The 24,238-nt window shown below is 50.0% G+C and carries 22 protein-coding genes; 9 read left to right on the top strand and 13 right to left on the bottom strand.

The features are described from left to right. Window positions 1-77 precede the first annotated feature (77 nt). The 4 genes from IOQ59_RS19930 (at window position 78) to IOQ59_RS19920 (ending at window position 2,268) form a co-directional block, all read left to right on the top strand. Complete coding sequence (locus tag IOQ59_RS19930; protein WP_193955233.1) at window positions 78-719, top strand: cation efflux transmembrane domain-containing protein; 642 nt, start codon at window positions 78-80, stop codon at window positions 717-719. A gap of 174 nt (window positions 720-893) precedes the next feature. Continuing rightward, window positions 894-1,025: a hypothetical protein gene (locus IOQ59_RS21430; RefSeq protein ID WP_255512577.1), complete on the top strand. Its 132-nt coding sequence runs from the start codon at window positions 894-896 to the stop codon at window positions 1,023-1,025. Continuing rightward, window positions 1,012-1,374, top strand: a complete 363-nt coding sequence (locus IOQ59_RS19925; protein ID WP_228051043.1) for a carboxymuconolactone decarboxylase family protein — start codon at window positions 1,012-1,014, stop codon at window positions 1,372-1,374. Before IOQ59_RS21430 ends, IOQ59_RS19925 begins: the two co-directional genes overlap by 14 nt. A gap of 18 nt (window positions 1,375-1,392) precedes the next feature. Further along, window positions 1,393-2,268 (top strand): AraC family transcriptional regulator, encoded by an 876-nt coding sequence (locus IOQ59_RS19920; RefSeq protein WP_193955232.1) that lies wholly within the window; start codon window positions 1,393-1,395, stop codon window positions 2,266-2,268. Between the two features lie 112 nt (window positions 2,269-2,380). On the opposite strand, the gene IOQ59_RS19915 is transcribed toward IOQ59_RS19920, so the two are convergent. The 10 genes from IOQ59_RS19915 to IOQ59_RS19870 all read right to left on the bottom strand — a co-directional run bounded on the left by IOQ59_RS19915 (window position 2,381) and on the right by IOQ59_RS19870 (window position 14,817). Continuing rightward, window positions 2,381-2,980 (bottom strand): GDSL-type esterase/lipase family protein, encoded by a 600-nt coding sequence (locus tag IOQ59_RS19915; RefSeq protein WP_193955231.1) that lies wholly within the window; start codon window positions 2,978-2,980, stop codon window positions 2,381-2,383. A 67-nt stretch (window positions 2,981-3,047) separates the two neighbouring features. Next, entirely contained in the window at window positions 3,048-4,160 is a 1,113-nt protein-coding gene (locus IOQ59_RS19910) for a hypothetical protein (RefSeq protein ID WP_193955230.1), read from the bottom strand. Between the two features lie 139 nt (window positions 4,161-4,299). Then, the gene (locus tag IOQ59_RS19905) at window positions 4,300-4,476 is read right to left on the bottom strand and encodes a hypothetical protein (protein ID WP_193955229.1); all 177 of its coding nucleotides are present in this window, start codon (window positions 4,474-4,476) and stop codon (window positions 4,300-4,302) included. A 12-nt stretch (window positions 4,477-4,488) separates the two neighbouring features. Next, window positions 4,489-5,853 (bottom strand): NAD-dependent succinate-semialdehyde dehydrogenase, encoded by a 1,365-nt coding sequence (locus IOQ59_RS19900; protein ID WP_193955228.1) that lies wholly within the window; start codon window positions 5,851-5,853, stop codon window positions 4,489-4,491. Between the two features lie 136 nt (window positions 5,854-5,989). Then, window positions 5,990-6,919 (bottom strand): dimethyl sulfoxide reductase anchor subunit family protein, encoded by a 930-nt coding sequence (locus tag IOQ59_RS19895; protein WP_193955227.1) that lies wholly within the window; start codon window positions 6,917-6,919, stop codon window positions 5,990-5,992. Window positions 6,920-7,080: 161 nt separating this feature from the next. Further along, a complete protein-coding gene (locus IOQ59_RS19890; RefSeq protein ID WP_193955226.1) occupies window positions 7,081-7,770 on the bottom strand; it encodes a 4Fe-4S dicluster domain-containing protein in 690 nt (229 codons plus the stop codon). A gap of 21 nt (window positions 7,771-7,791) precedes the next feature. After that, a complete protein-coding gene (locus IOQ59_RS19885) occupies window positions 7,792-10,716 on the bottom strand; it encodes a molybdopterin oxidoreductase family protein (protein ID WP_193955225.1) in 2,925 nt (974 codons plus the stop codon). A gap of 407 nt (window positions 10,717-11,123) precedes the next feature. Then, the gene (locus IOQ59_RS19880; protein ID WP_193955224.1) at window positions 11,124-12,557 is read right to left on the bottom strand and encodes an aldehyde dehydrogenase family protein; all 1,434 of its coding nucleotides are present in this window, start codon (window positions 12,555-12,557) and stop codon (window positions 11,124-11,126) included. A 292-nt stretch (window positions 12,558-12,849) separates the two neighbouring features. Next, entirely contained in the window at window positions 12,850-13,773 is a 924-nt protein-coding gene (rarD, locus tag IOQ59_RS19875) for an EamA family transporter RarD (protein WP_193955223.1), read from the bottom strand. Between the two features lie 177 nt (window positions 13,774-13,950). After that, window positions 13,951-14,817, bottom strand: a complete 867-nt coding sequence (locus IOQ59_RS19870) for an ABC transporter six-transmembrane domain-containing protein (protein WP_193955222.1) — start codon at window positions 14,815-14,817, stop codon at window positions 13,951-13,953. Window positions 14,818-14,969: 152 nt separating this feature from the next. On the opposite strand from IOQ59_RS19870, the gene IOQ59_RS19865 reads away from it, so the two are divergent. Then, a complete protein-coding gene (locus IOQ59_RS19865) occupies window positions 14,970-16,211 on the top strand; it encodes a B12-binding domain-containing radical SAM protein (RefSeq protein WP_193955221.1) in 1,242 nt (413 codons plus the stop codon). 388 nt (window positions 16,212-16,599) lie between these two features. Here IOQ59_RS19865 and IOQ59_RS19860 read toward each other — a convergent pair whose 3' ends face one another. From IOQ59_RS19860 to IOQ59_RS19850, 3 genes are read right to left on the bottom strand one after another with little or no spacing between them, the layout of a single operon-like run. Further along, window positions 16,600-17,316 carry an aspartate/glutamate racemase family protein gene (locus IOQ59_RS19860; protein WP_193955220.1) on the bottom strand — a complete coding sequence of 239 codons (717 nt, stop codon included), beginning with the start codon at window positions 17,314-17,316 and terminating at the stop codon, window positions 16,600-16,602. Window positions 17,317-17,352: 36 nt separating this feature from the next. Further along, complete coding sequence (locus IOQ59_RS19855) at window positions 17,353-18,594, bottom strand: NAD(P)/FAD-dependent oxidoreductase (protein ID WP_193955219.1); 1,242 nt, start codon at window positions 18,592-18,594, stop codon at window positions 17,353-17,355. A gap of 36 nt (window positions 18,595-18,630) precedes the next feature. Beyond that, complete coding sequence (locus IOQ59_RS19850) at window positions 18,631-18,978, bottom strand: RidA family protein (protein ID WP_193955247.1); 348 nt, start codon at window positions 18,976-18,978, stop codon at window positions 18,631-18,633. A gap of 877 nt (window positions 18,979-19,855) precedes the next feature. On the opposite strand from IOQ59_RS19850, the gene IOQ59_RS19845 reads away from it, so the two are divergent. The 4 genes from IOQ59_RS19845 to IOQ59_RS19830 all read left to right on the top strand — a co-directional run bounded on the left by IOQ59_RS19845 (window position 19,856) and on the right by IOQ59_RS19830 (window position 24,147). Continuing rightward, window positions 19,856-20,320 (top strand): tripartite tricarboxylate transporter TctB family protein, encoded by a 465-nt coding sequence (locus IOQ59_RS19845; protein WP_193955218.1) that lies wholly within the window; start codon window positions 19,856-19,858, stop codon window positions 20,318-20,320. A gap of 14 nt (window positions 20,321-20,334) precedes the next feature. Next, entirely contained in the window at window positions 20,335-21,855 is a 1,521-nt protein-coding gene (locus tag IOQ59_RS19840) for a tripartite tricarboxylate transporter permease (RefSeq protein WP_193955217.1), read from the top strand. Window positions 21,856-21,963: 108 nt separating this feature from the next. Beyond that, a complete protein-coding gene (locus IOQ59_RS19835; RefSeq protein WP_193955216.1) occupies window positions 21,964-22,914 on the top strand; it encodes a Bug family tripartite tricarboxylate transporter substrate binding protein in 951 nt (316 codons plus the stop codon). Between the two features lie 300 nt (window positions 22,915-23,214). Further along, window positions 23,215-24,147 (top strand): LysR family transcriptional regulator, encoded by a 933-nt coding sequence (locus IOQ59_RS19830; protein WP_193955215.1) that lies wholly within the window; start codon window positions 23,215-23,217, stop codon window positions 24,145-24,147. The last annotated feature ends 91 nt before the right edge of the window (window positions 24,148-24,238 follow it).

The raw sequence follows: 24,238 nt of genomic DNA, 5'->3' as shown, positions 1-24,238 counted from the left end.
TGTGCCTATTGAACCTCTAGTTACTAGAGACTTTAAGCTTTCCCTATCAAATATGGAACTCATTAGGGAGTAGACCGATGGCACAACACTGCTGCGGCAATACTGAATTCACCGGATTAGATCCGGCATACAAACGCATTTTGTGGCTGATCATCGTGATCAACGGCACTATGTTTGGCGTAGAGATGGTGGCGGGTATTCTTGCGCAATCCCAAGCCCTTCAGGCAGATGCACTTGATTTTATCGGCGACACGCTCAGCTACGGCATTAGCCTTTGGGCGATTGGTAAAGCCGTAAGCATCCGCAGTAACGCCGCACTGTTTAAAGGCTTCACGCTGACGTTGATGTCTCTGTGGGTGGTCGGCAGTACGATCTATCGCATCTTCGTGATGAACAGCCCCGAACCGTTCACAATGGGCACGATTGCAGTCGCCGCATTCGCCGCCAACCTGATCAGCGTGCTGTTATTGATGCGCTATAAAGACGGTGACGCCAATGTCCGGTCCGTTTGGCTTTGCAGTCGTAACGATGCCATCGGCAACCTGATTGTATTGGTCGCTGCGTCGGGGGTTTGGTACTCAGACAGTGCATGGCCTGATCTGATTGTCGCAGGCATTATGGCAGGCTTATTCCTTTCATCTGCATGGCAGATCACCACTCAAGCCCTGCGCGAAAAACGAAATAGCGGAGACGCAGAAACACGCAGCTGCTCATCGTAATCTAACCAGAAAGGTTATTCTCTGGATCGTCTCATCAGGGTGCAGATAACGGATGCTCTGCACCCCGCTTTAGGTTTCGGAGCTCACCGCGTGTTGATGTCGAAAATATACAATACGGGCCTCGTGACCAGCATTAAAGTGATGACCAGTTAATCTTAATGGAGAGATTCCCCGATGACTGAACGCATCAACTACGCTCAATACGCGCCCGAAGCAATGGAAACCATGTACAACCTGGAACGCTACATCGCACGCTGCTACCAAGAGCGCGATAGCTTTAAAAAGACCCTTTTTGGACCTGATTAAGCTTCGCGTTTCACAGATCAACGGCTGTGCCTTTTGTATCGATATGCACACCAAAGAAGCGCGGGCAGCCGGTGAAACTGAACAACGCCTCTATGGATTAAATGCGTGGCGTGAGACGCCTTATTACTCAGATAAAGAACGTGCAGCTCTCGCGTGGGCGGAAGCCAATACGCTCATCGCAGGGAACAATATTGATGACACCTTATACGGTGAAACCAGAGAGCATTTCAGCGAAGTTGCACTGGTCGACCTGACATTGGCTATCACCACGATCAACAGCTGGAACCGTATCGCCAGAAGCTTTCGTACTGAAGCGGGTCATTACAAAGCAGGAAACATAGCGTTCTAGAATGGATGCTAAGGCCAGATGTCAGTCGATGCTAGACTGGCATCTCCTATAGAGAGTCATAAAACGATGGGCAACACGGTCGCCACACTGTCCCACATTAACTTAACGCTGCATAAGCCAGCCGCCGCGCTGCACCCGTTTGTCAAAGACTATTGGTTTATTTCCGGCACCGCAGGCACCTCTCCTAAAACTGAGTATCTGCCTGCGGACACCGGTTGTGGCATCACTTTCAATTTTGGTGACAGCATATTGATGGGTGAGACCCTCACTAATCAGTGCTGCGTTGTCAATGGCCCCAATACGCGCTCTATGCCCCTTCACCTTGGCTCTCATGTTGATGCACTCGGCATCCGTTTTCATCCCGGCATGGGGTATCCTTTTTTTCAGCAACCGCTTACCGATTTTCCAGAACCGATTGAACCTCACTCCCAGTTAACCCTGCGGCTAACGTTAAATCACATATATGATCAGCTCGCCAAAGCGCAGCACCCATCAGAGCGGACGCTGTTACTGGATGATTGGTTGCTGCATCATCTGACGCACTCACTGAGCATTCAACCCGATCTTACTGCCGCATTGAATTGGCTGGAGCAACAACCTCAAGACCCGATAGCTAACCTGCCTCATCACGTCGACCTCGGCCAACGCCAGCTAGAACGAGTGTTTAAACAGTGGGTCGGAATAAGCCCGAAGCAGTATCATCGTATAGTGCGGATAAATACCGTACGTTCCAGCCTGAGAAATCAATCACACGATATCCGTTTGAGTGACGAAGCGATCAACGCGGGATATTTCGATCAAGCGCACATGAGCCGGGAGTTCAAGCGCGTAGTGGGCCTGACGCCAGGTCAATATCTGAAGTGTCTGAGTAAGAATGAAACTGCGCCACGCTAAAAACACAGATCATTGCCAGATACCCTGCTTCTTTCGTCGGCTGAGATGACTAACGCGCTCACCAACACGCGACTGAAGAGCGCTGCCTTCGCATAATGTTAGGGGACGCAATTCAATAGCCGTCCCATTCTTCCCATGCCGAGATGAAACTCGCCAATCTCGTATAACCTGCAGACCTGGGATGAGCACCATCATTGGATGCGACTTCTTGCATCCATATCGGGTCATCAATCAATTCGCTCACCACCGATAGATAGGGCACTGAAATGCTTTGGCACAGCAGGGCTAACGAAGCATCAAGATCCCTGATGCGTGTGTTTTGTTCTGAATCCGCGATCGGCGGCGGACCAATCATCAATACCCGACTCTCGGATGCGGCAGACGACAGGATCGCATGCGCGTTTTTCAGGCAGCGCGGCTTTGACACCCGTTGGTTACCGTTCTCGATCACCGTGTCATTCACACCAAACGAAAAAACGAGCAGCTTTTCAAAGTCGCCCTCAAGGCGCTGTGAACTCTCTTCTCTCCAGCGCTTCAGGATATCTTCAGAAGTGTTACGGCGAATCCCCAGATTGTAATGGGTCACTTCAAGACCCTCCCTATCTCGTTCAAGCTGAGCGCTGATCCGCCCTGTCCAGCCCAACGTGGTTTCATCACCCGTGCCGTTAACAAACGAGTCACCGATAAAGCAGATTCTGAGGTCTCTTTTCATAGTCCAAATCATATAGATCGCGCGGTTTCATAGCTTCTTAGTCAACCAACAGTTGTCCACGTCATATCTATGACTTAACCCCTTTAATTACCTTGGTAAAACTTTCTAGAGATTTGGTCACTACATCTGAATCCAACCTAGTTCGTTCTAAATCTATCGTTGTCTTTCCTTTATCAATTACAAAATTTCTTTCAGTTTTCGCAAGTTCTTCTGACAAAACCTTCAATGACTCAGTACAATTCCCGCTTTCTACTGCATGTAGAGCCAATATTTTCATCTCTATATTGGTTATTTCATTTTGATAATATTTTATATTTGCCATTATCTCTCGATATAACCTCAAATAATAAAATGCAAAAACTTCTGCAAACACAACAATTGATAGCCTAGTAGAAATCGACAAAATCTCATTAGCCCCAAGAGTAACATCATGGCTTGGGCTAGAAAGCCCTGAAGAAGAACCAATCATGTCCTGTATAGCGCCGTATAGAAGAACTCCAGACCCTATAGTTATCACAGATCCAATAACAATATAAACATTTGCTCTCTTAGAGAGAGCCTCAACCTCTTCTTTAAGCCTTGATGTGGCGATATTATTTAGTTTAACTAAGCGATCAGTTGAATTTTCTAGCTCATCAATTTTTTCAAATTCTTCTGGAATATTGACTTTCTTACGTGAAACTTTCTCTTGAATATCTGCTTTAAACGTACTAAGAGATATTTTAAACAATTCCAAGCTAGTTTCGTGATTCAAACGACTAACATCAAATTTTCTTAACTCGTGATTACGAGGAAACACGTTTAACTTACCAGCAATAAACTTTGAAACATCTTCCAATGAGGCATCCGGCTTTTTAAACAATAAAACCGCGTCCTCAATTTCTTTTATAATTCTAAGCTTATCCTCAAGCGTATAATAAATTTCTGATGATTTTTGCAAAATATCAACCGACCTATTTGACGGCTTTATTTGCAAATACCAGTAAACCCAAAAAGCAACTACAAGAACAGCCAATGCAGATAAGTATTCTTCGTAACGGTGTCCTGAAAGACCAATCAGTTCGATTATCAAACTCATTGCACATATAAATACAGTACTCGTAATGAGCAGTGATTTGACTTTATTCGACTTATCCAAAGCCTCACGATACACAGAAAGATCGTAATTATGCTGATTCAAATGAAAACTCCATTTTCAATAATGGTGCAACTTACACGCCTAATAATGGCGTGTATCTTATACGACTTCATCTTTAAATAGAAACCGCAAAAACCACCTGATTTGATGGCCTTTGCGGTTAGAGAGCGTTAAGCGGAAATTACCGGTCTCTCACCGGGTGCTCGGTTGATGCGTGTGATACCGTCGCTTCAATTTCTGCGGTGCAGTGAGTGCCCGCAGAAGGCGTTTTGGTTTTACGCATCATCAGCTGCTCCTGATGCTGAAAGATATCCCAGGTCATCAGGCTTTCACTTGGGTTTGGATATCCGTTAGCCATAAACTCAGCCGCTTAAGCGATCCAAACGGATTTACTGTTACAGAACTCACGGATACCGTTTACACCCAACTCACGTCCCAGACCGGACGCTTTAGTGCCACCGAACGGCATACGGATATCACTCGCAACCTGCGCATTCACAAATCCAGCGCCCACATCCAATTGACGCAGGATCGCTTCACCCTTCTCCACATCCTGAGTCCAGACACTGGCGCCCAGACCGAAACGGGTTGCGTTGGCCTGCGCCACGGCATCAGCCTCGTTACGTACGGCAACGATTGATGCCACAGGCCCAAAGATCTCTTCGTTAAAAGCGGTCATACCCAGCTTCACGTTATCCAGTACGGATGGCGCGTAGTAGTAACCTTCCCCTTCGAGAATATGACAACCCGTCAAAGCACGCGCCCCCTCAGCGATGGTCGTCTGGACCTGCTGATGTACCTGATCCCGCAGATCAGCCCGCGCCATTGGCGCCAGTGTGGTTTCAGGATTCAGCGGATCACCGGTTTTCAGCGCTTGGGTACGCTCCACCAACAGCTCAGTGAATTCTGTGATGCGGCTTGGCACGACCAGAAAACGCTTAGAAGCAATACAGATCTGACCTGCATTGCTAAAGCGCGCACGCATCGCAACATCAAGTGCAGCCTCCAGATCGGCATCATCTAAAACGATCAAAGGATCTGATCCACCCAGCTCGAGCACTGCTTTCTTCAAGTGCTGACCGGCCATCGCACCGATCTTTCGACCTGCGCCTTCGCTTCCGGTGAATGCAACACCATTAATACGATGATCGGCAATGACTTTGGCTGCCTGATCAACAGAGATCGTCAGCTCAGAGACGAGACCTTCAGGTGCGCCCGCATCACGTAGCAGTGTTTCGACCAGCTTCGCACAACGCGGCACATTCGGTGCGTGCTTCAACACAATACCGTTACCCGCCATCATCGCTGGCACCAGACAACGGAAGACCTGCCACAATGGGAAGTTCCATGGCATGATCGCCAAAATCACACCCAGTGGCTCATAGGCAACCAAACTGCGTTGCGCAGGGGTTTCGATCAGATCATCCTGCAACATCGCTTCTGCGTTGTCGGCATAGTAGCCACAGGCCAGTGCGCATTTATCGACTTCACCCAGCGCTTCAGTCAGCAACTTGCCCATCTCCAGAGAGATAGTCTCGGCCAATTGTTGGCGACGTTCGGTGATCAGATTACCCAAAGCATGCATCAGCTTGGATCGTTCTGCGAAGCTACTGAAGCGCCAGGCTTCTGCTGCTTGCTCAGCACTATACAGACGCTGATCTAACTGGTCGTCGGTCAGGAAATCGAACTGTTCAATCAGTTCACCTGTCGCCGGATTGCGGGTTTCAAAGTTCAAAATACATCTCCTTCCTGCGCTGCCCACTGTACCAAAACTCTATAACAGGCCAGTGTGCAGACCAAAACGTAAAAAGCGCCGGGTTAGGTAAAAACGTCATATTACCCTCTCCAGCGCTTTGCATTACAGCCGTATTTTAGACGCGCTGGTCACCATGGAACAAACGTACAACGTGACGCGCTTCTGCGAAGAACAACCAGCGTTCTACCAACAGACCAATAATGGTCAGAATCGCTGCCAGTACTAACAGACCTGCGCTGCTGGTCAGCAATAGCAGGAATGGCAGGACGAAAGCGATTGCTACCATCAACACACGCAGACGGACTAACTTGTTCGCTTCAACGGTGTAACCAAATTCATTGTTCAGGAAGCCGTTAGACGTATGGCCCTGATCCAACAAACGCACACTCGCCTGCGTAAAGCCTGTTGCTGTATTAATTGTGCTGCCTGCAGGCTTACCAATCCAGAACAGGTAAATAACCTTCACGACCGCACCCAGAACAACCAATCCCATCGCAATAGTGTGCAATGTTGAGGACAGGTCACCGGTCACCGCAGACTGCACCGCAGCCAACAGCAGAGAACCTGACATCAGGCCCAGCGCGATATAGTTTACCGGGGTCAAGGATGAGTTCCACTGACGGATGGTTTTAAGGCTTGCGTAAATCATACTGGTGCAGAACAGCGTCACCATTGCCAACGCCGCAGCGCCGAAGCCTGCAAGCTGAGCGATACCAGTTACTTCTGTACCATTCGCCCAGATATTTGCCAGATAACCCAGTAGGAATGGGTAGAACAGGACAGCAAATACGGCTTCGCGAGACAACCAGGATGTTTTAAAACGGCTGAAAGAACGCCATGCATTCTTAGGATTAGCCAAGTGAAGCGTGGATGACAGCAAACCACCGCTGATCAACGCAAAGGCCAAACCGCCCCCCGTCAACAAAACGGTGCTGTCCTGCAGCTGAGGCAAACCAAACAGGTGCCCCAGGATCATCAGAGTAATCAGGCCGTAACCTGCCCCTGACATCACGGTGAATACGAGTACTGAAAAAGCCGGATGCATAGTAACGTCTCCGTTATAAGGGTGCCGGGCCAGTGGAGGCGGCCCGGCTTGTCGGTGCTACTAACCGACAAAACTTTATTGTTGTTTTCGAATACCAATCTGCGATAGCGGATTGCAAAGGTGATCAACGCAGGAGCCTGCGCGATCACCCGCAGCCATTATCAGCGAGCGATAACCTTATTGACCCAACCCTTCACCGTATCTTTCAGAGAAGTGGTTTCATACATCTCTACAACCGGCTTATTACGCGGCGGCAAGTAGGTATTTACAGGCTCGTAACCCAGCTCTGGCATCAGCTGTTTACCGGCACGATCACGTACCAGCTGGCTGACTTCAGAGTTTGGATCATCAAAGTCACCGAATACACGGGACTTCGTCGGGCAGGTCATAACACATGCTGGCTTACGCTCGTCTTCCGGCAATTTTTCATCGTAAATACGGTCCACACAGAGAGTACACTTCTTCATTGTGCCTTCTTGTGGATCGAGTTCACGCGCACCGTATGGACACGCCCATGAGCATAAGTTACAGCCCATGCATTTATCCTGATCGACCAGAACGATACCGTCTTCTTCACGCTTATAAGACGCACCTGTCGGGCAGACGGTGACACATGCAGCATTATCACAGTGCATACATGACATCGGCATGTTGACGGTTTTGCTGTTTGGCGTATCGTCCACCTCATAGGTGCGGATACGGTTCAGCCATGCACCGTTCGGATCTTTGCCGTACGGATTTTCATCCGACAACGGACCGATGGTGCCGGACGTATTCCATTGCTTACAGGCGGTGGCGCAACCGTGGCAGCCCACACAAGTATCGAGATCAACAACCAGACCTAATTTCATCTTTTTATTCTCCGTCTGCTGTTACTTCTCGCCACGGGTCAGGATGTCTGACATCGGGCGGTTCAGGTTGACGTTTTCGTGGGACGTGTAGCTCAACATATCCGGTGACGGCTTCGCGTTTGGCTGTGACTTCAGCGCGCTGAAGCTTGGCCATGCGCCTGTTTCACCCGGTGCCGCTGGTGTGATTTTCACACGCAGGTCATACCATGCTGCCTGACCGGTGATCGGGTCAGAGTTTGTTACACGGTCCTCATTGTCACCTTTCTGCGGCAACAGTTCGGAGATCAGATGGTTCATCAGGAACGCATCGGTCGCTTCGTTCGCATCGTCGGACAGACCCCATGCACCGCCACGCTTCGCAATGGCGTTCCAGGTCCAGACCGTCTGCTCGTTGGTGCCTTCCATATGCTTGATCTGCACACGGATTTTGCCGTTATGGGATTCAACCCATACCCAAGACAGGTCATCGATACCCATCTTCTCGGCAGCGACACGGTTCATGAACAGGTAGTTCTGCGACATGATCTGACGCAACCACGCGTTCTGGCTATCCCAGCTGTGATACATGAACATTGGACGCTGGTTGACGGCGTGGAATGGGTATTCCTCGCGATCGATACGCTGCTCTTCCAGTGGCATGTAGTACGTTGGCAGTGGATCGAAGTATTTCACCAGACGCTCTTTGTGGTGCTCTTCGGTTGGCATCGGACCGTCGTACAAGCCCTGTCCCGCCAAACGGAACGTCTGAATCTTCTCAGAGTACAGCTCGATAACAATCTGGTTGGTCGAGCCGACCCATGCGGCTTCTTTTGCAAGCTCCAGATAGTCTTTGTTGGCGTGACGCATGTAACGCTGGTTCGGTTCGAGATGCATCTCGAAGAAACCTTCGTTCTCTTCGTAGGCTTCCCACTGACGTGGGTTAGGCTCACCGCGCAGAGACTTGTCACCGTCTTTACCGCGATAACCCGCCAGGAAACCGATACCCGGTTCTTTTTCGAAGTTAACGATGAAGTCTTTATAGCCTTCGTACTTACGGCCACCTTCAGGTTTGCTAAATGCCGGGAAGCCTAAGCGTCCTGCCATCTCTACCATCACTTCCTGCCAGCTCATCACGTTGCGATCCGGCTGTACCACTGGGATACGTACAGAGTCACATGCCGCATGCGGCTCGGAGATTGGACGGTCAAGCATGGAGATGGTGTCGTAACGCTCAAGATACGTGGTATCTGGCAGTACCAGATCAGAGTAAGCCACCATCTCGGAGTTGAATGCATCGGAGCAGACGATGAACGGGATCTTGTACTCACCGTCCTCTTTCTTCTCACACAGCATGTCCATCGTCTGAGCCGTGTTCATGCTGGAGTTCCATGCCATGTTGGCCATGAATAGCATCAGGGTATCGATCTCATACGGATCACCCTTCACTGCATTGCTGATCACCATGTGCATCAGACCGTGACAAGAAACCGGAGCATCCCAGCTGTAGGCTTTATCGATACGCAGTGGATTACCATCCGCATCAATCGCCAGATCTTCAGGACACGTTGGGAAGCCCAGAGGTGGCGATTTCAGTGGTGTATTCGGCGCCATCTCTTTGGCTGGTTTGATACCCGGTGGAACATGTTTAGGGAACGGTGGCTTCGCCAGGTGGCCCCCAGGGCAGTCAATCGTGCCCAGTAGAACCTGCAGCAAGTGAATTGCGCGACAGGTCTGGAATCCGTTGGAGTGTGCGGAGATACCACGCATTGCGTGCATGGATACCGGACGACCAATGAACTTGTCCTGCTTGCGGCCAGCCCAGTCGGTCCACTCTACATCGATAGTAATGGTTTCTTTGAACGCGACGTGCGCCATTTCCAGCGCCATGCGTTCGATATCTTCAGCGGAAACACCACACTCTTTCGCGGCATTTTCCGGTGCGTACTGCTCATCCATGTACTTATCAATCATGATAGTCATGGCGGTGCGGACAGGCGTGCCATCCGGCATGGTGAACTCACCAAACAGGGCTGGATTGATGTCAGGCAGGTTCGCGTCAACATACTCTTCTTTTACCAGATCCCACACTTGGATCTCACCGCTTTCACCGCGGTAGAACAGACCATCACCCTTCTGTCCCGGAGTATTCACGACCAGCTGAGGTGAGTTGGTGTAGCGAATCAGGAACTCTTCGTCCACCAGCTTATTTTTCAGCAGTACGTGAACCATCGACAGCGCCAGCACTGCATCAGTACCCGGACGGATCGCAACCCACTCATCGGCAATCGCCTGATAGCCGGTACGAACAGGGTTCACAGCAACAAACTTAGCACCGCGCTCTTTGAGCTTCTTCAGACCCAACTTGATCGGGTTGGAGCTGTGGTCTTCCGCCACACCCCACATCATGAAGTATTTGGTGTTATCCCAATCCGGATCGCCAAATTCCCAGAACGCGTGGCCCATGGTGTACAAACCACCCGCCGCCATGTTCACGGAGCAGAAGCCACCGTGTGCAGCCCAGTTGATCGTACCGAACTGGCTCGCCCACATGCCGGTCAGAGCCTGCATCTGGTCACGGCCGGTGAAGTACGCCAGCTTTTTAGGGTCGGTTGCACGGATGTGAGACAGGCGCTTTTCAAGCATATCCAGCGCCTGATCCCAGGAGATCTCTTCGAACTCACCTGCACCACGTTCGGTTCCCGGCTTACGCAGCAACGGCGAGCTAAGCTTCGCCGGAGAGTACTGCTTCATAATGCCTGAGTTACCTTTGGCGCAGAGAACACCCTTATTGATTGGATGGTTGGGGTTACCCTGAATGAAACGGACCTTGTTGTCCTCTACTGTGACTTTGATACCACAGCGACAGGCGCACATATAACAGGTCGTATATTTGGTCTCTTGGTTGTCCCGATCTTCAAACTCAGGAAGGCCAGACTGAACCGGAATTACATTGGCTTGGCTTGTCATATTTATTATCCACCGTTGCATCAGTGCCGTATCACTGACGCAGTTTTTATATACCGCGACGAGCGTCGGTTTGTCCTAAACCACTAGGACAGCCTCACGAAGTTATAGCTCTGATATTCATGCTATGGGGGGGGCTGTTTCCAGACAACGACCAGACCGCGGGCGCAGATGGGACCAGCATGGAAAACGGTGGTACCAGAGGGGGACTGGCCTAAACAGGGAGTTAAGGTTGGCCCCAAACCAATGCATTAGGCAGGATATTTTGACAAATCTATTCATCGAACTATGTAGGGTAGGCTTCAGCCTACCGGCAGCCTAAAGGCAGCCCTACAAAACACATCCAGACATAAAGTACACAGACACAAAAAAGGCGCCATAAATCGGCGCCTCTAATTACTATTTTTTCTTTATAACCAACCGGTTACCACTTTAACTTCAAGAAATTCCTCTAGACCCCAAGTGCCACCTTCGCGACCGTTACCTGATTGTTTATAACCACCGAACGGCGCCCCCGCTCCCAACATCTCACCATTAATCTGGACCATGCCGGAACGCAACTGACGCGCGATACGGTTTGCTTTGTCGCCATCCTGCGTCTGGATATAATTGGTCAGTCCGTAGAGGGTATCGTTCGCAATCTGGACCGCTTCTTCTTCGCTATCAAACGGGATGATAGACAGCACTGGACCAAAGATCTCTTCACGCGCAATCGCCATCTCATTATTCACATCAGCGAACACGGTTGGCCGCACAAAGTAGCCCTTTTCCAATCCTTCAGGTTTGCCGGGGCCACCCGCGACCAGACGCGCACCCTCTGCGATACCTTTATCAATCATTCCCTGAATCTTCTCATACTGCAGACCAGAGACCACTGGACCGATATGACGCCCCTCAATTGACGCGAGATCAACACTGGTCTTCGCTGCCACATCCGCCGCCGTCGCCACCGCTTGATCATAAATAGAGCGTTCAACCAGCATCCGCGTTGGCGCATTACAGGACTGTCCGGTGTTATTAAAGCAATGGCGTACACCGCGCACTACAGCTTTTTCATCGGCATCAGCAAAGACGATATTCGCACCTTTACCGCCCAGCTCCAGGCTCACACGCTTTACCGTGTCCGCTGCATTTTTGGAGATCGCCACACCTGCACGGGTGGAACCCGTAAACGAGATCATATCAACATCAGGGTGACCGGATAGCTCAGAGCCCACCCCAACACCATCACCATTCACAAGGTTAAATACACCTGCCGGAAAACCTGCCTCATGGATCATTTCAGCAAACAGCAAGGAGGATAGAGGAGACACTTCAGATGGTTTGAGCACCATCGTGCAACCCGCAGCCATCGCTGCAATCACCTTCAATGCCACCTGATTCATCGGCCAGTTCCACGGCGTAATCAAACCGCAAACGCCTACCGGCTCATACAGGATATGGTTATTAGGCGCGTGATCGCCCAATGGCTGCTCAAACTCGAAGTTCTTCAATGCACGCATCAGGTTCTTGATATGCCCGGCACCCGCACCCCATTGGGCCGTTTTTGCCAGCGCCATCGGCGCACCCATCTCTGTTGAAATAGCTTCAGCCATCTCACCCGAACGTGTTTTGTAAATGGCGTAGAGCTTTTCCAGTAACGCCATACGTTCTTCTTTGCTGGTCTGACTCCAACTTTCAAAGGCGTTGCGCGCTGCGGCCACAGCGGCATCAGTATCTTCCTTGGCACCCAGAGAGATCACTGCGCACGACTCTTCTGTCGACGGATTAATCACCTCGAAGTCATTTGTACGAACAGGTGAAACCCACTGCCCATTGATATAAAACTCGCGCTTTTCCAGCATCCTTATCGCCCTTTGCTCTAGTGACTATTGTTATTAGGTACATACAAATACAGTAAGTAATAGTACCTACTTCCTTTAGTCTAAGTCATGGTTTTCACTTATAAAGGACGATTTCGACCAATGGGCAGCAAAACAGGATAATTTTTTGGACACACCCAATCATTCAGAGCGACGGATGAGAGTAATGGATGAGAGGGAGGGATAACATTTCCGGCATTGCAGGCCGTATCAGCAATGCATATACGCACGCCCTGCAACACCAGATGTCATTTTTTAGATGAGCTGCCAAACGCTAAATATTGGGTTTATCCAGCTCAAGGGTACCCACTGCTTTAGCCACTTTTGCACGTTTCAACGCGTCAACAGAGAATACGATAAACCCTGCCCAGACGAGGCCAAAGGTGGTGAGACGTTCGGCATCAATCGCTTCGCCAAATACGAATACCGCAAGCAAGAAGTACAAGGTGGGTTCGATATATTGCAGAATGGCGACCGACGACAGGTTTTTCATACGCACCACGCCAAAAGCAAACAAGCCTAGCGGCAAGATCGTCATAGGTGCAGTCAGAGCCAACAGCAAACGCACATCGCCCTCTCCCGCTTCCCAGTGGGTTTCACCTGCTGTACCGATCAGGTAAAACAAGGCAAACGGAATCATCAGGATCACTTCCGCACTCAGCCCGTTCAATGTATCGATCTTCACCTGCTTTTTGATCACACCATAACAACCAAATGCCAGCGCGATACCGACAGTAATCCACGGAAACGTATCAAGGTTAAGGCATGCATAGATAAAACCAGACGCACACAGAATCAGCGCCAACTTTTGCAAGGGGGTTAACCGCTCGCGGAGGTAAAACACACCAATCAAAATACTGATCAGCGGAGTAAGAAAGAACGCAAGACTAACCATTAAGACCTGCCCATGGGTCGCCCCCCACGTATTCAGGTACCAACTCGTAGAGATACAGGCCGTAGAGAGAAATAGCCAAAAAAACGTCTTAGGCTCCATCAACATCTTGAACACCCGCACAGGGGTGACCGTCAGCCACAAAAGCAACGCCATGAGAGGAACCGACCACAGCACACGCAGGGCAAAGATCTCCATCGCCTCAACACCTTTGAGATGCTGATAGAACAAGGGCATCAGCCCCCAAACAGTGTAGGCAGACAAGGTCCAGAAAAGACCATTTTGTGGCAGATTTGATGGTTGCATGGATTGCGAAACACACTTCAGCGATATGGAGAGAAGGCGGCATTATCCGCATGCACCAAAATAGGTCAATTAAAGAATTTTGAACAATGTATAAGATCACCTGATATTTCATTCATAGTGAAATTTCCAGAAACATCCAGGCATACCTTCAGCGTTTCTATTGAGGTGTACGTTTATTTACTGAAGTACATTTTGCGAATTGTTGATTCGTGCCGTGATTTCATTCAACCGTGTAAAACCCTGCAGCGCTTCAGGTAATATCAGAGCCGCACCAATGTATTCCCATGAATAGGTAACAATTGAAAAAATTGTTCCTACGGTCAAGCCATCAAGCCGTGCTGCCAGCCACAAGTTCCCTACGATAAATACCGATATTGCCGCGAATATCAGGCCATAAAGAACCGCTTCAGTATCAGACTGCTTCACCTCCCAGCGGCGCAGCAATGACAAATGTTTAGGTAATGACAGGTAAAAGCGACTGCTTCGCTCCAACAGGGACACCTGACGTTCAACCTGAGCATTTAGCGCTTGGTTGAGTCGATAGAACGTGCGATGAAAACAGCTATATAGCAATAACATCACCACCGTGACTCCCAAAGCGGATAAAGCAAGATCTCCCCCAAACGACGTTAACACCACCAGCGACACGATTATCTGAGTCATGCTTGTGATGAGCTGCGGCACCTGATGCTCTAGGAAGTCGACCAACTCCCGCGACATGTCCAGGCGAGCACTGCGTACCGACAATGGCAACGCGTGATTAAGGCTATCCACTTCCAAGCCCAACACAACTTTCATGGCCCCATATACCCGCGTGTCATAGACACGTCGCGCCACCGAAATCAGCGTCAACAACATCAGTACAACAAAGAGCGAGATCAGGTCATCAATATTTCCCTCTTGAAGACCGTCAATGGTAAATCCGATAAACAGGGGAATGGATGCCAACAGGAAGTTTTCGACTAAAACAAGACACCAGGTTGCAGACACTCGCCTGCGGTTACGCCTGATTAAAGTACGCAGATCCACCTTTCTGTTATTCAACACCACGCCCTCTCAAAACCCTGCTGTAGATCAATATATAAGTTGTCATTTTTGACAATTTATATAACTTCACCTTAAATTGTCAATGTTGACAGCATTTAGAGCAATCCATTTAAGACACGGCTCTAGTCTTGGTACAGAGAGATTTAGCAATGAAGGTGACTTTAATAAAAGCCTCCGCATCAGGAGCATTTAAAGACTACAAAGCATACATGGGCGCCCCGCCACAAAGCGTCTATTCCCTTGCCGCAGCCACACCTGAATATATTGAGTTAGACATCATCGACGAAACCTCTGACAAGCCGGCTCCTATCAAGCTGGAGAGCGATCTGGTCGCTATATTTATGTCAACGCCCGATGCAATGCGGGGCTATGAGTTGGCCGATCGCTATCGCGCGCAAAATATCAGCGTCGTATTTGGCGGCCTCCATGCATCATTTTTGCCTGACGAAGCACTGATACACAGTGATGCGGTGCTGATCGGGGAAGCAGAGGCCATTTGGCCCCATCTGCTGGATGATTTCGAACAGGGTAGATTGCAGGCGAAATACGAACAATCCAGCCCTTCAGATCTTGCGAAACTTCATCGCTATCCGCATGAGTATATGGATTTAGCCCCCTATCAAGGGCTGGGATCTGTGGTCGTATCCAGGGGCTGTAAGTTTCATTGCAGTTACTGCACCGTGCATCGCTTCTTTCACGAATTCCGTACACGCCCCGTCGGGCAGATTGTTGACGAAATTCGTAGCTCCGGGCTCGAATACATTGAGCTACACGCAGACAATTTGGTAGCTGACCGGGAATTTGCTTTCGAATTATTTGAAGCCCTGAAGCCGCTGAACATTCAATGGCTCGCGGAAGCAACCATCAACATTGCGGAACACGACGACCTTCTGGAGGCCGCAGCTGAAAGCGGACTGTTCTACCTTTTATCCGGCATAGAGACGCCATCCCATGCAGCACTTAAAGCGGCAGGAAAGGGGTTCATTCGGGTAGACAGGACAAAAGACTATATCCGTAAACTGCACGAGTACGGTATTGCAGTGGACTCGGCTATGCTCTTTGGTTTTGACGAACATTCCCCTGACATATTTGAAGAGACATTAGCGTTTGTAGACGATGTCGAACTGGATGTTTGCCATTCAGTGATCGTCACTCCGTACCCAGGTACTTTGCTGTATAACCAATTGAACGAGCAGAATCGCATATTGCATCAGGACTGGTCACGCTATGACGGCACAAACGCAGTGTTTGTACCCAATCAGATGACCGCTCATGAACTGGAAGACGGGCTGAACTGGTTCCACGAACACTATAACTCTCTTGGACGTGGCCTAAAACGCCGCTTTACGAAAGCACGAAACCTGGGCTGGATTAACTCTTCCTATATGTGATGCCACACCGGAGGCACGTGTGAACAACATAAAGTGGAAAGCAATATCTGCAATCGGTGCGATGCACATATCGTTCTGGTTCAATCTCCCGTGGGTGTTGGGGATCATATTGCTGGCATGGGTCATACCCGATATCCGAAGCGGCCAGACACACTTTTTTGAGAATCTCAGTAAACATAGAGATCCAGTCTTGTATTGGCTGGTGATCGTAACCTGGATTTTCTTTGGCATCTATTTGCTGAATCCGACACCCACTCTGCTTCAATAACACTAATCAATTGCCTTTAAGCCCGCCAACACAAAAAAGCCGGTTCAGAGTGCAGTCTGAACCGGCTTTAGAGTGGGCCTCGCGCGCAGTCATCGACTGCGCTGTATCACAACAAATAAATCAGGCGATCTGACGATCCACGGTCGCAGCGACCATACGGGTCAGACTACTCAGATCAAAGATTGGCAATCCAAATCGAGCCTGTAGTTTTGGCGCAAAATGGGACAGATCCGTACACTCCAGTACCACCGCACCCACATCCGGGTTCTGATCCAGCATATTCTGAACCACTGAACACAGTTCCTCTTCGAACAGGTCCATATCCAGATCATTGGTCTCACCACGCAGAATCACTTCCGCAAACTGCTTTTGCTCCTGCATGCCCGCCACCACGATCGGCTCATCAGCGATACCGACACCTTTCAAATGATCCTCGGACAGAGCATCACTGTTGGCAACAACGACACCAACTTTCTGGTCACGCTTCAACATACGGGAGACCAGCGGCACCTGAATCAGGCTGGACATAAAGACCGGAACATCCACAGCATCGGCGATCTCTTTCTGATGCAGCGCCAGAAAACCGCAGCTGCCCGTGATCGCTTTCACGCCTTCACGCTCCAGTTCTTGCGCCGCTTCGATAAAGGGTTTCAGCAGCTCAGGGTCACGTTCACGGATTAAGCGGTCAATCGTCGCGCCCTGCACCGTTTTATAGAAAACAGGGAACTCGAAGCTTGCCGGATGCTTGATATGGCCATCAGGTTTCGGGAAGTAGGATTCCAGTGAGATCACGCCTACATTGAGCCCACAAATATTGATGCCGCCTTTAATAATCATAAATATACCTTTGTTTTGTTCTCTGGCCGCCGCGTATCAGCTAAAACGTGCGGCGGAAAATGGAGTCAGATCAACCGAAGGTGTCTGCCCCTGAATACTTTCAGCAATCAACTGGCCAGTAATCGCACCGAAGGTCAAACCCAGATGCCCATGCCCAAATCCAACACTGACCCTAGGATGCTGTTCTAACGGACCAATCACCGGCAAGGAATCCGGCGTTGATGGACGACTGCCCACCCAGGTCGATTTGATCTCTGGTGTATCATCCAGCATCACTTTGGCATGCTCTAACATGGTTTCAGCGCGCTGCGGGTTCAGTGGCGCATCCGCAGACGCAAACTCCGCCGTACCAGCGAGACGCACACCATCGGCCATCGGGGTCAAAAACACCGCTTTATCCAACCACCCGACCGGACGACTGAGCTGTTTATCGCCAATATCCAACGTCAGATGATACCCACGCTCGCTTACCAGCGGCACTTTCACGCCCAACGGCGCGAGCAGCGCTTTAGATGCCACACCCGTGCAGATCACCACACGATCAAAACTAACAGAATGCTGAGACAAACGCAGATCAACGCCGTCATCTTTAGGCTTCACTGCCAATACTTCATCTTGCGCAATGATCCCGCCATTGGCGGTAAAGTGATGCGCATAACGACGGCTCAGCTCCAACGGACTGACCGTAAAGCGAGTGTCGGGATAAAAAACGCCACCGGCGTGAAAACCTGCAAGATCAGGCTCTAAGTCACGCACCTGCTTAGCGTTCAGAAACTGGAGATTAACCCCCTGCTCCCGACGCTCTTTCAGATCGCCTTGCTGCGCGGTAGCAAAACCGTCTTCTGTTGCAAACAGTCCCAGACAACCTTCGGACTTAATAAGATCCGCCGCGCCCGTCAGCGCCAACAGATCCCGATCCGCTTGCTGGGTATGTTCCTGTAATGCTTTTAATGCGGCCTTGCCCTGTACATACTTCGCAGGGAAACAGGCCTTGAAGAATCCCCAGCCATAGGGCATCAGGGATGGAAGATAACTGCCTTGCATGGAGAGCGGACTGGTTTTGTCCAGCAACATACCCGGCATCTTGCACATCATCGCAAATTTGGCGAATGGTAAGCGGGCATAATCAGCAAACAACCCGGCATTACCGAAGGACGCACCCATACCCGGCGCTTCCTTGTCGATGACAGTGACTTTATATCCCGCCTTTTGCAGGCTAAGCGCAGTGGACAGCCCCACCACCCCAGCACCGATAATCGCAATATGTGAACTTTGCATATTCGCTACGTGGTGGGTTCACCACGCCTCAGTAACTTAAGCTTTTGCAGCCACAACCTGAATTTCTACCAGAAGCTCAGGGCGGGCCAGACGGGATTCAACACACGCACGTACCGGTGCATTTTCACTGTCGACCCACGCATCCCAGACCTCATTCATCTGGGCAAACTGGCGAATATCAGAGACCCAGATATTGGCACTGATTAGATGGCTTTTGTCGCTTCCGGCATCAGCCAGCAATGCATCGATTTGTGCCAGAATCTGACGAGTTTGTCCCGCCATATCTTCAGACGGGTCTTTTGCAACCTGCCCGGCGGTCCAGACGATGTTGGCAAAGCTCACCAGCTGACTCATACGTTGATTGGAATGTTGGCGTTGGATCATTTCATACTCACTTGTCATCAGTTTTCTTCAGCTGGCTACCCGCGTTGGATTTGAGCCAACGGACCAGTTCGTCCCTGTTTTCGTCTCATGTTTTCGTCTTTTGCATGAACACATCAGTGTGTAACTGGTCAATCGGCAGCCTGAATCATCAAAACAGTGAACCTGCCTGCCCCGTAAGACTTATACGGAAATACAGACATGAATAATTTGCAGACAGTGGGATGGCTGAACGAGATAAGAGAAGGGATCAAGATGCAAAGTGAACACCGTGATTTATTTCACGTTGCGAGCAGACACGATGCGCAGATTAAGGAGCTTCTTTTATTTTTATATTCAGCCTGATGTCTAAAACAATTCAGGTCAGAGCCTTGATGCAATTATTATTTGCCTCAGAAAATATAATCACAAATCGTATTTATTTAAGATTTCATCAATTTTCCTTATATTCAAAGATATCCCGCCGGGGATCTCTCACCGAATCCACGAATTGACTTCAATGCAAGCAGCGTTATCGGTATGCAGAGTCAGTAAGGACAACAAACCTCATTTTCTTTTAAAGACACCCTGAACTGACACAACACCTCACAATGTCATCTGAACACCGCAATTTTCTCGAATAGCCCCACCCTTCTCGTTTTTCTATCCCGTTCTAGACTTGTATATAGACAAGATAGAGACGACCTAAAAACATAAGCAAAACTTATATAATCAAATATTTTTTAGAATTGTATCTATATTCAGTTTATTTACACTGAATGAATCAGCGACCTATGGCGTCAACAGTTCAATGGCCGTAAATGAATTGACCGCCCGCTAGAGGCACCGTGTGAACGGCAAGCGCAGGTCGAATAAAAATAAGAAATACTTAGGTATTACAATGGATAGAAGAAAAATAGACGTCGTTGTATCGACGTTCTTGATCATCGTTTCGGTGATCATCCTAACCAACGACAACCTTGTAGAAGGTGGTGCGGAAAGTGACTTGGGCATTATGTTTCTGCCCCGCGTGGTTGCTGGCCTTATGCTCATCTTCGCTGCGACTATCGCTATCCAGTCATTCAGCAAACTCTCCAAGGGTGCGGAGCTTGAAGGCCCAGAACTGATTGTGACAGACGGTTTCCGCGGTATCTTTATATACATCGGCATCTTCATCGCCTACTGGCTTGCCGTCCCGCACCTCGGATTCATGGTTACGACTCCCTTTGTCATGCTCGCTGTCGCCGTACTTCTAGGTGGCCGTAGCTGGATACCGATCATTACCATGTCTGTTATCACCCCCGTTCTGATCTATTACGGATCCAGAGAATTTCTGCGGGTTTACCTGCCAACCTGGACGCTGTAAGGGGAGATATTCAGATGTTTGATAATATTCTTAGCGGTTTCTCGTCTATCCTCGCAATCGGCCCGATTCTGGGCATTATTGCGGGTGTTTTCATCGGCATTACGTTTGGTGCAATCCCAGGTATCTCCTGCATCATGGCCATCGCCATCATGCTGCCAATGACCTTTTATGTCGATCCGATCATCGGTATCACCATGTTGCTGGCCGTGTATAAAGCCGGTATTTATGGCGGCTCTATCTCAGCCATCCTGATCAACACACCGGGAGCGGCCGCATCGTTCCTGACCGCTCAGGACGGTCATGCACTGACGAAATCAGGCAAAGCCGGCAAAGCACTGGATATGTCCCTGTTTGCTTCGGTCTCCGGTGAGATGATTGCAACGCTGGTACTGATTCTGGTGGCGGCACCAATCTCTGCGATCTCGCTACAGGCAGGCCCGATTGAAAAAGTATTCCTGCTGCTGTTTGCCTTCACCGTGATCGGCTCGATGGCGGGTGAATCCATTCCACGCGGTTTACTGTCCTGCTGTCTGGGTATGTTGTTCGCCATGGTGGGTATGGATTCCATTACCGGTACATCCCGCTTTACATTCGGCGTTGATGAGCTGATCGGTGGCTTTACGTTCACGCCAATGTTGATCGGTATCCTGGTCATGCCAGAAGTGATCAATGTGATTCGCCGGCGCAAGGTGCCCCATCACGAGCTGGCGATCACCCATTCGCCCAATCCGGCTGACAACCGCATCAGCTTTAAAGAGTTCCGCGGTGTGTTCCGCACCATCCTGAAATCCAGTGGTATCGGTACCTTTATAGGTGCACTGCCCGGTTTGGGTTCCAGTACTGCAGCGTTCATCGCTTACGGCGAAGCAAAACGTACCTCTAAGAAACCTAACGAGTACGGCAAAGGCTCTACTGAAGGTATCGCAGCGGCAGAATCCGCTAACAACGCAGTCTGTGGCTCCAGCATGATTCCGATGCTGACCCTGAGTATTCCGGGTGATGATGTTGCCGCACTGTTGATGGGTGCGTTCCTGATCCACGGTCTAACACCGGGTCCGATGATCTTCTTCGAACACACGGAAACCATCTACGCGATCTTTGCAGGCTTCCTGATCACAGATCTGTTCCTGCTGGTGATTGCACGTTCCGGATTCAAGTTCTTCGTAAATATGGCTTCTCTGAAGCGCTATTTCATCTTCCCGTGTGTGACTGTGTTTGCCTTCACCGGCGCCTTCACCGCGGGCCAGAACATGAATGACATTCTGGTACTGATCGCCTTCACTGTTCTGGGCTACGGCATGCGCATGGTAGGACTGAACCCGGCGGTATTTATCATCGGCTTTATCCTCACCCCATTCCTTGAACAGAACCTGGATCAGGCATTTGCCATCGTTGGCGACGATTATTACCAATTCTTTGCTTCACCGTTCTCATGGGTGTTTATCGCACTGTCCGCATTCTTTGTCTTCTCTAGCATGCGTTCAAAAAGAAAAGCATCAAAAATCCCAGCTCCAGTGAAAGAGAAAACAGCCTGAGCCGGACAACACTGATTTTCTTCTCAGGACCGCGACGTCCCAACTCCTAGGTCCAACGTCCTGAGAAGACTGTTAAACGTAAATAAAAATAAATCGAAGGAAGTACGTATGAAAAGCACTAAAAAAACCCTGCTATCCATCGCTGGCGCACTCGCCGTATCTCTGGCTTCTGGTGCAGCACTGGCTGCATACCCAGACAAACCAATCAAAGTGATCGTGCCATGGGGCGCAGGCGGTGACTCCGACCTGACAACCCGTATCTGGGCCGACGCAATGGAAAAAGAGCTGGGTGTACCTGTTGTTGTGATCAACAAAACCGGTGGCGGTGGCGTGGTCGGTACATCGTTTGTTGCGCGCGCTAAAAATGACGGCTACACGCTGATCAATGCGGGCCTGAGTAACATGCTGGTGACACCAAACTTCACCAACACGCCGTACAACTTTGATACCTTTACCCCGGTTGTAAAGTTCACCTCTGTACCGCTGGCTGTAGTCGTGGCTAAAGACAGCCCGTATCAGGACTTCAACGAGTTTGTAGCGGGTGCTAAGAGCAAGACAATCACTCAGGGTTCTTGGGGTGCATCCTCTTCCGGCACAATCATGGCGACCATCATCGCCAATCAGGCAGGCTACAAAGTTAAATACGTGCACGCGAAAGGCGCTGCGGATTCCATGGTCTCTGTTGTCGGGGGTCACATCGATTCTGCAGTATCCTTCCCACCCGCGTTTGGCCCTCACGTAAAAGCTGACCGTGCCCGCGCACTGGTGATCAACCAGAAAATGGACGCGTTCCCTGGTGTTCCAACCTTCGCAGACTACGGTATCAAAGGTAGCTTCGGTGGCTGGTCTGGCGTATTCGCCCCTAAAGGCGTATCTCAGGAAGTGGTCGATAAACTGACCGCGGCAACTGCGAACGTAATGAAAGATCCTAAGGTACTGGCAGCATACGAAAACATCGGTGCACTGGTAGACTTCCGTCACGGTCCTGATTGGATCAAAGACCTGAAAGTCACTTACGGCATCTACAAAGATGAAGCAGCGCGCGTTAGCAAGAAGTAAACGCCCTGTATGAACATCGGCTCCCGGCTCTGCTCACGCATCCGGGTTGCCGCTGAACCACGCTTAAACCACCTCTCTCTTCCTTACAGACCATACCTGTCAACGTATTACAGCGCACCTCCCCTCATTGCACGGACGTGACTCTGCATACCTCTTCCATCCACGCACCTCTATGCCGATACAACGTTGGTTACGGGATGCTATCAAGTATTGATCTCTTTGCACCGTACGCATATAACATAACTTGGATCTATTTTTTTTCTCTACTCATCAGCAAAACTAATATACCAAGGCATCATCATGAACCTTAAACAGATGGAAGCATTTCGAGCAGTTATGCTCACCGGCTCGGTTTCACAGGCTGCGAAACAGCTATTCCGAACCCAACCGGCGGTCAGCATGATGATCAGTTCATTGGAAAGTGAGATCGGTTTTCAGCTGTTTGAACGTCATAAGAAACGTCTTTACCCGACTCCTGAAGCTAACTATCTGTACAAAGAGGTTGAAGCAATTTTTAACCGTATTCAGGACGTCAGCCAAACGGTGCAGGACATCCAGAACAAACAGTACGGTTTCCTGCGAATTGGTTGTATGCCTGGCCCATCCAACTTCTTCGTCCCCGATATATTGGCAGACTTTCTGGAAGACCACCCCAAGGTTCAGGCCTCGCTGCAAACCCGCACCTCTGACGCGGTTGTCGAGTGGATCGCGTCCAATCAGTACGATCTGGGTATCGCTGAGATGACGAAGCATCAATCCCAGATCGGTAAAAACCAGATGTTCGAACTCCCTTGCCTCTGCGCCCTCCCCGCCGATCACCCGCTGGCGGGCAACGAGGTGATTACCCCTGAGATGCTGGACGGTCAATCGATGATCACCCTGCACCCGGATCACATGATCTTTCACGATCTGATGCAGTTGTTCGAAGCCAGCGGGCATCGTATGAATGTACGTTTGCAAACTCGCTTCTTTATTCCTGCGCTGAAATTTGTCGAGCGTGGGCTGGGCGTGTCAGTACTCGATCCGCTATCTGCCTACAGCTATACCACCTACGCGCAGCCTGGAAAGGTCGTCTTCCGCCGTTTTCAGCCCGATGTATTCCTGCGGATTGGCTTGATGTTCCCGGCAGATACGCCGGCATCGATGATCACCGTCGAATTCGCCGAACTGCTACGCAAACGTATTGAGGGTGTAATTGATCATCCAGAGCAGATGCTGGCGTGGGGTGAATAACCCACTCTACTCGCAGTTGACAGCGAAACGACGGCGCTCTATGTTCATACAATGTATAAATGAACATCTATTACATAAGCATTTGCTAAAC

The organism is Pontibacterium sinense, from assembly GCF_015209595.1.
GTDB classification, from domain to species: Bacteria; Pseudomonadota; Gammaproteobacteria; order Pseudomonadales; family Balneatricaceae; genus Pontibacterium; species Pontibacterium sinense.
This window is presented reverse-complemented; position numbering and strand designations above follow the sequence as displayed.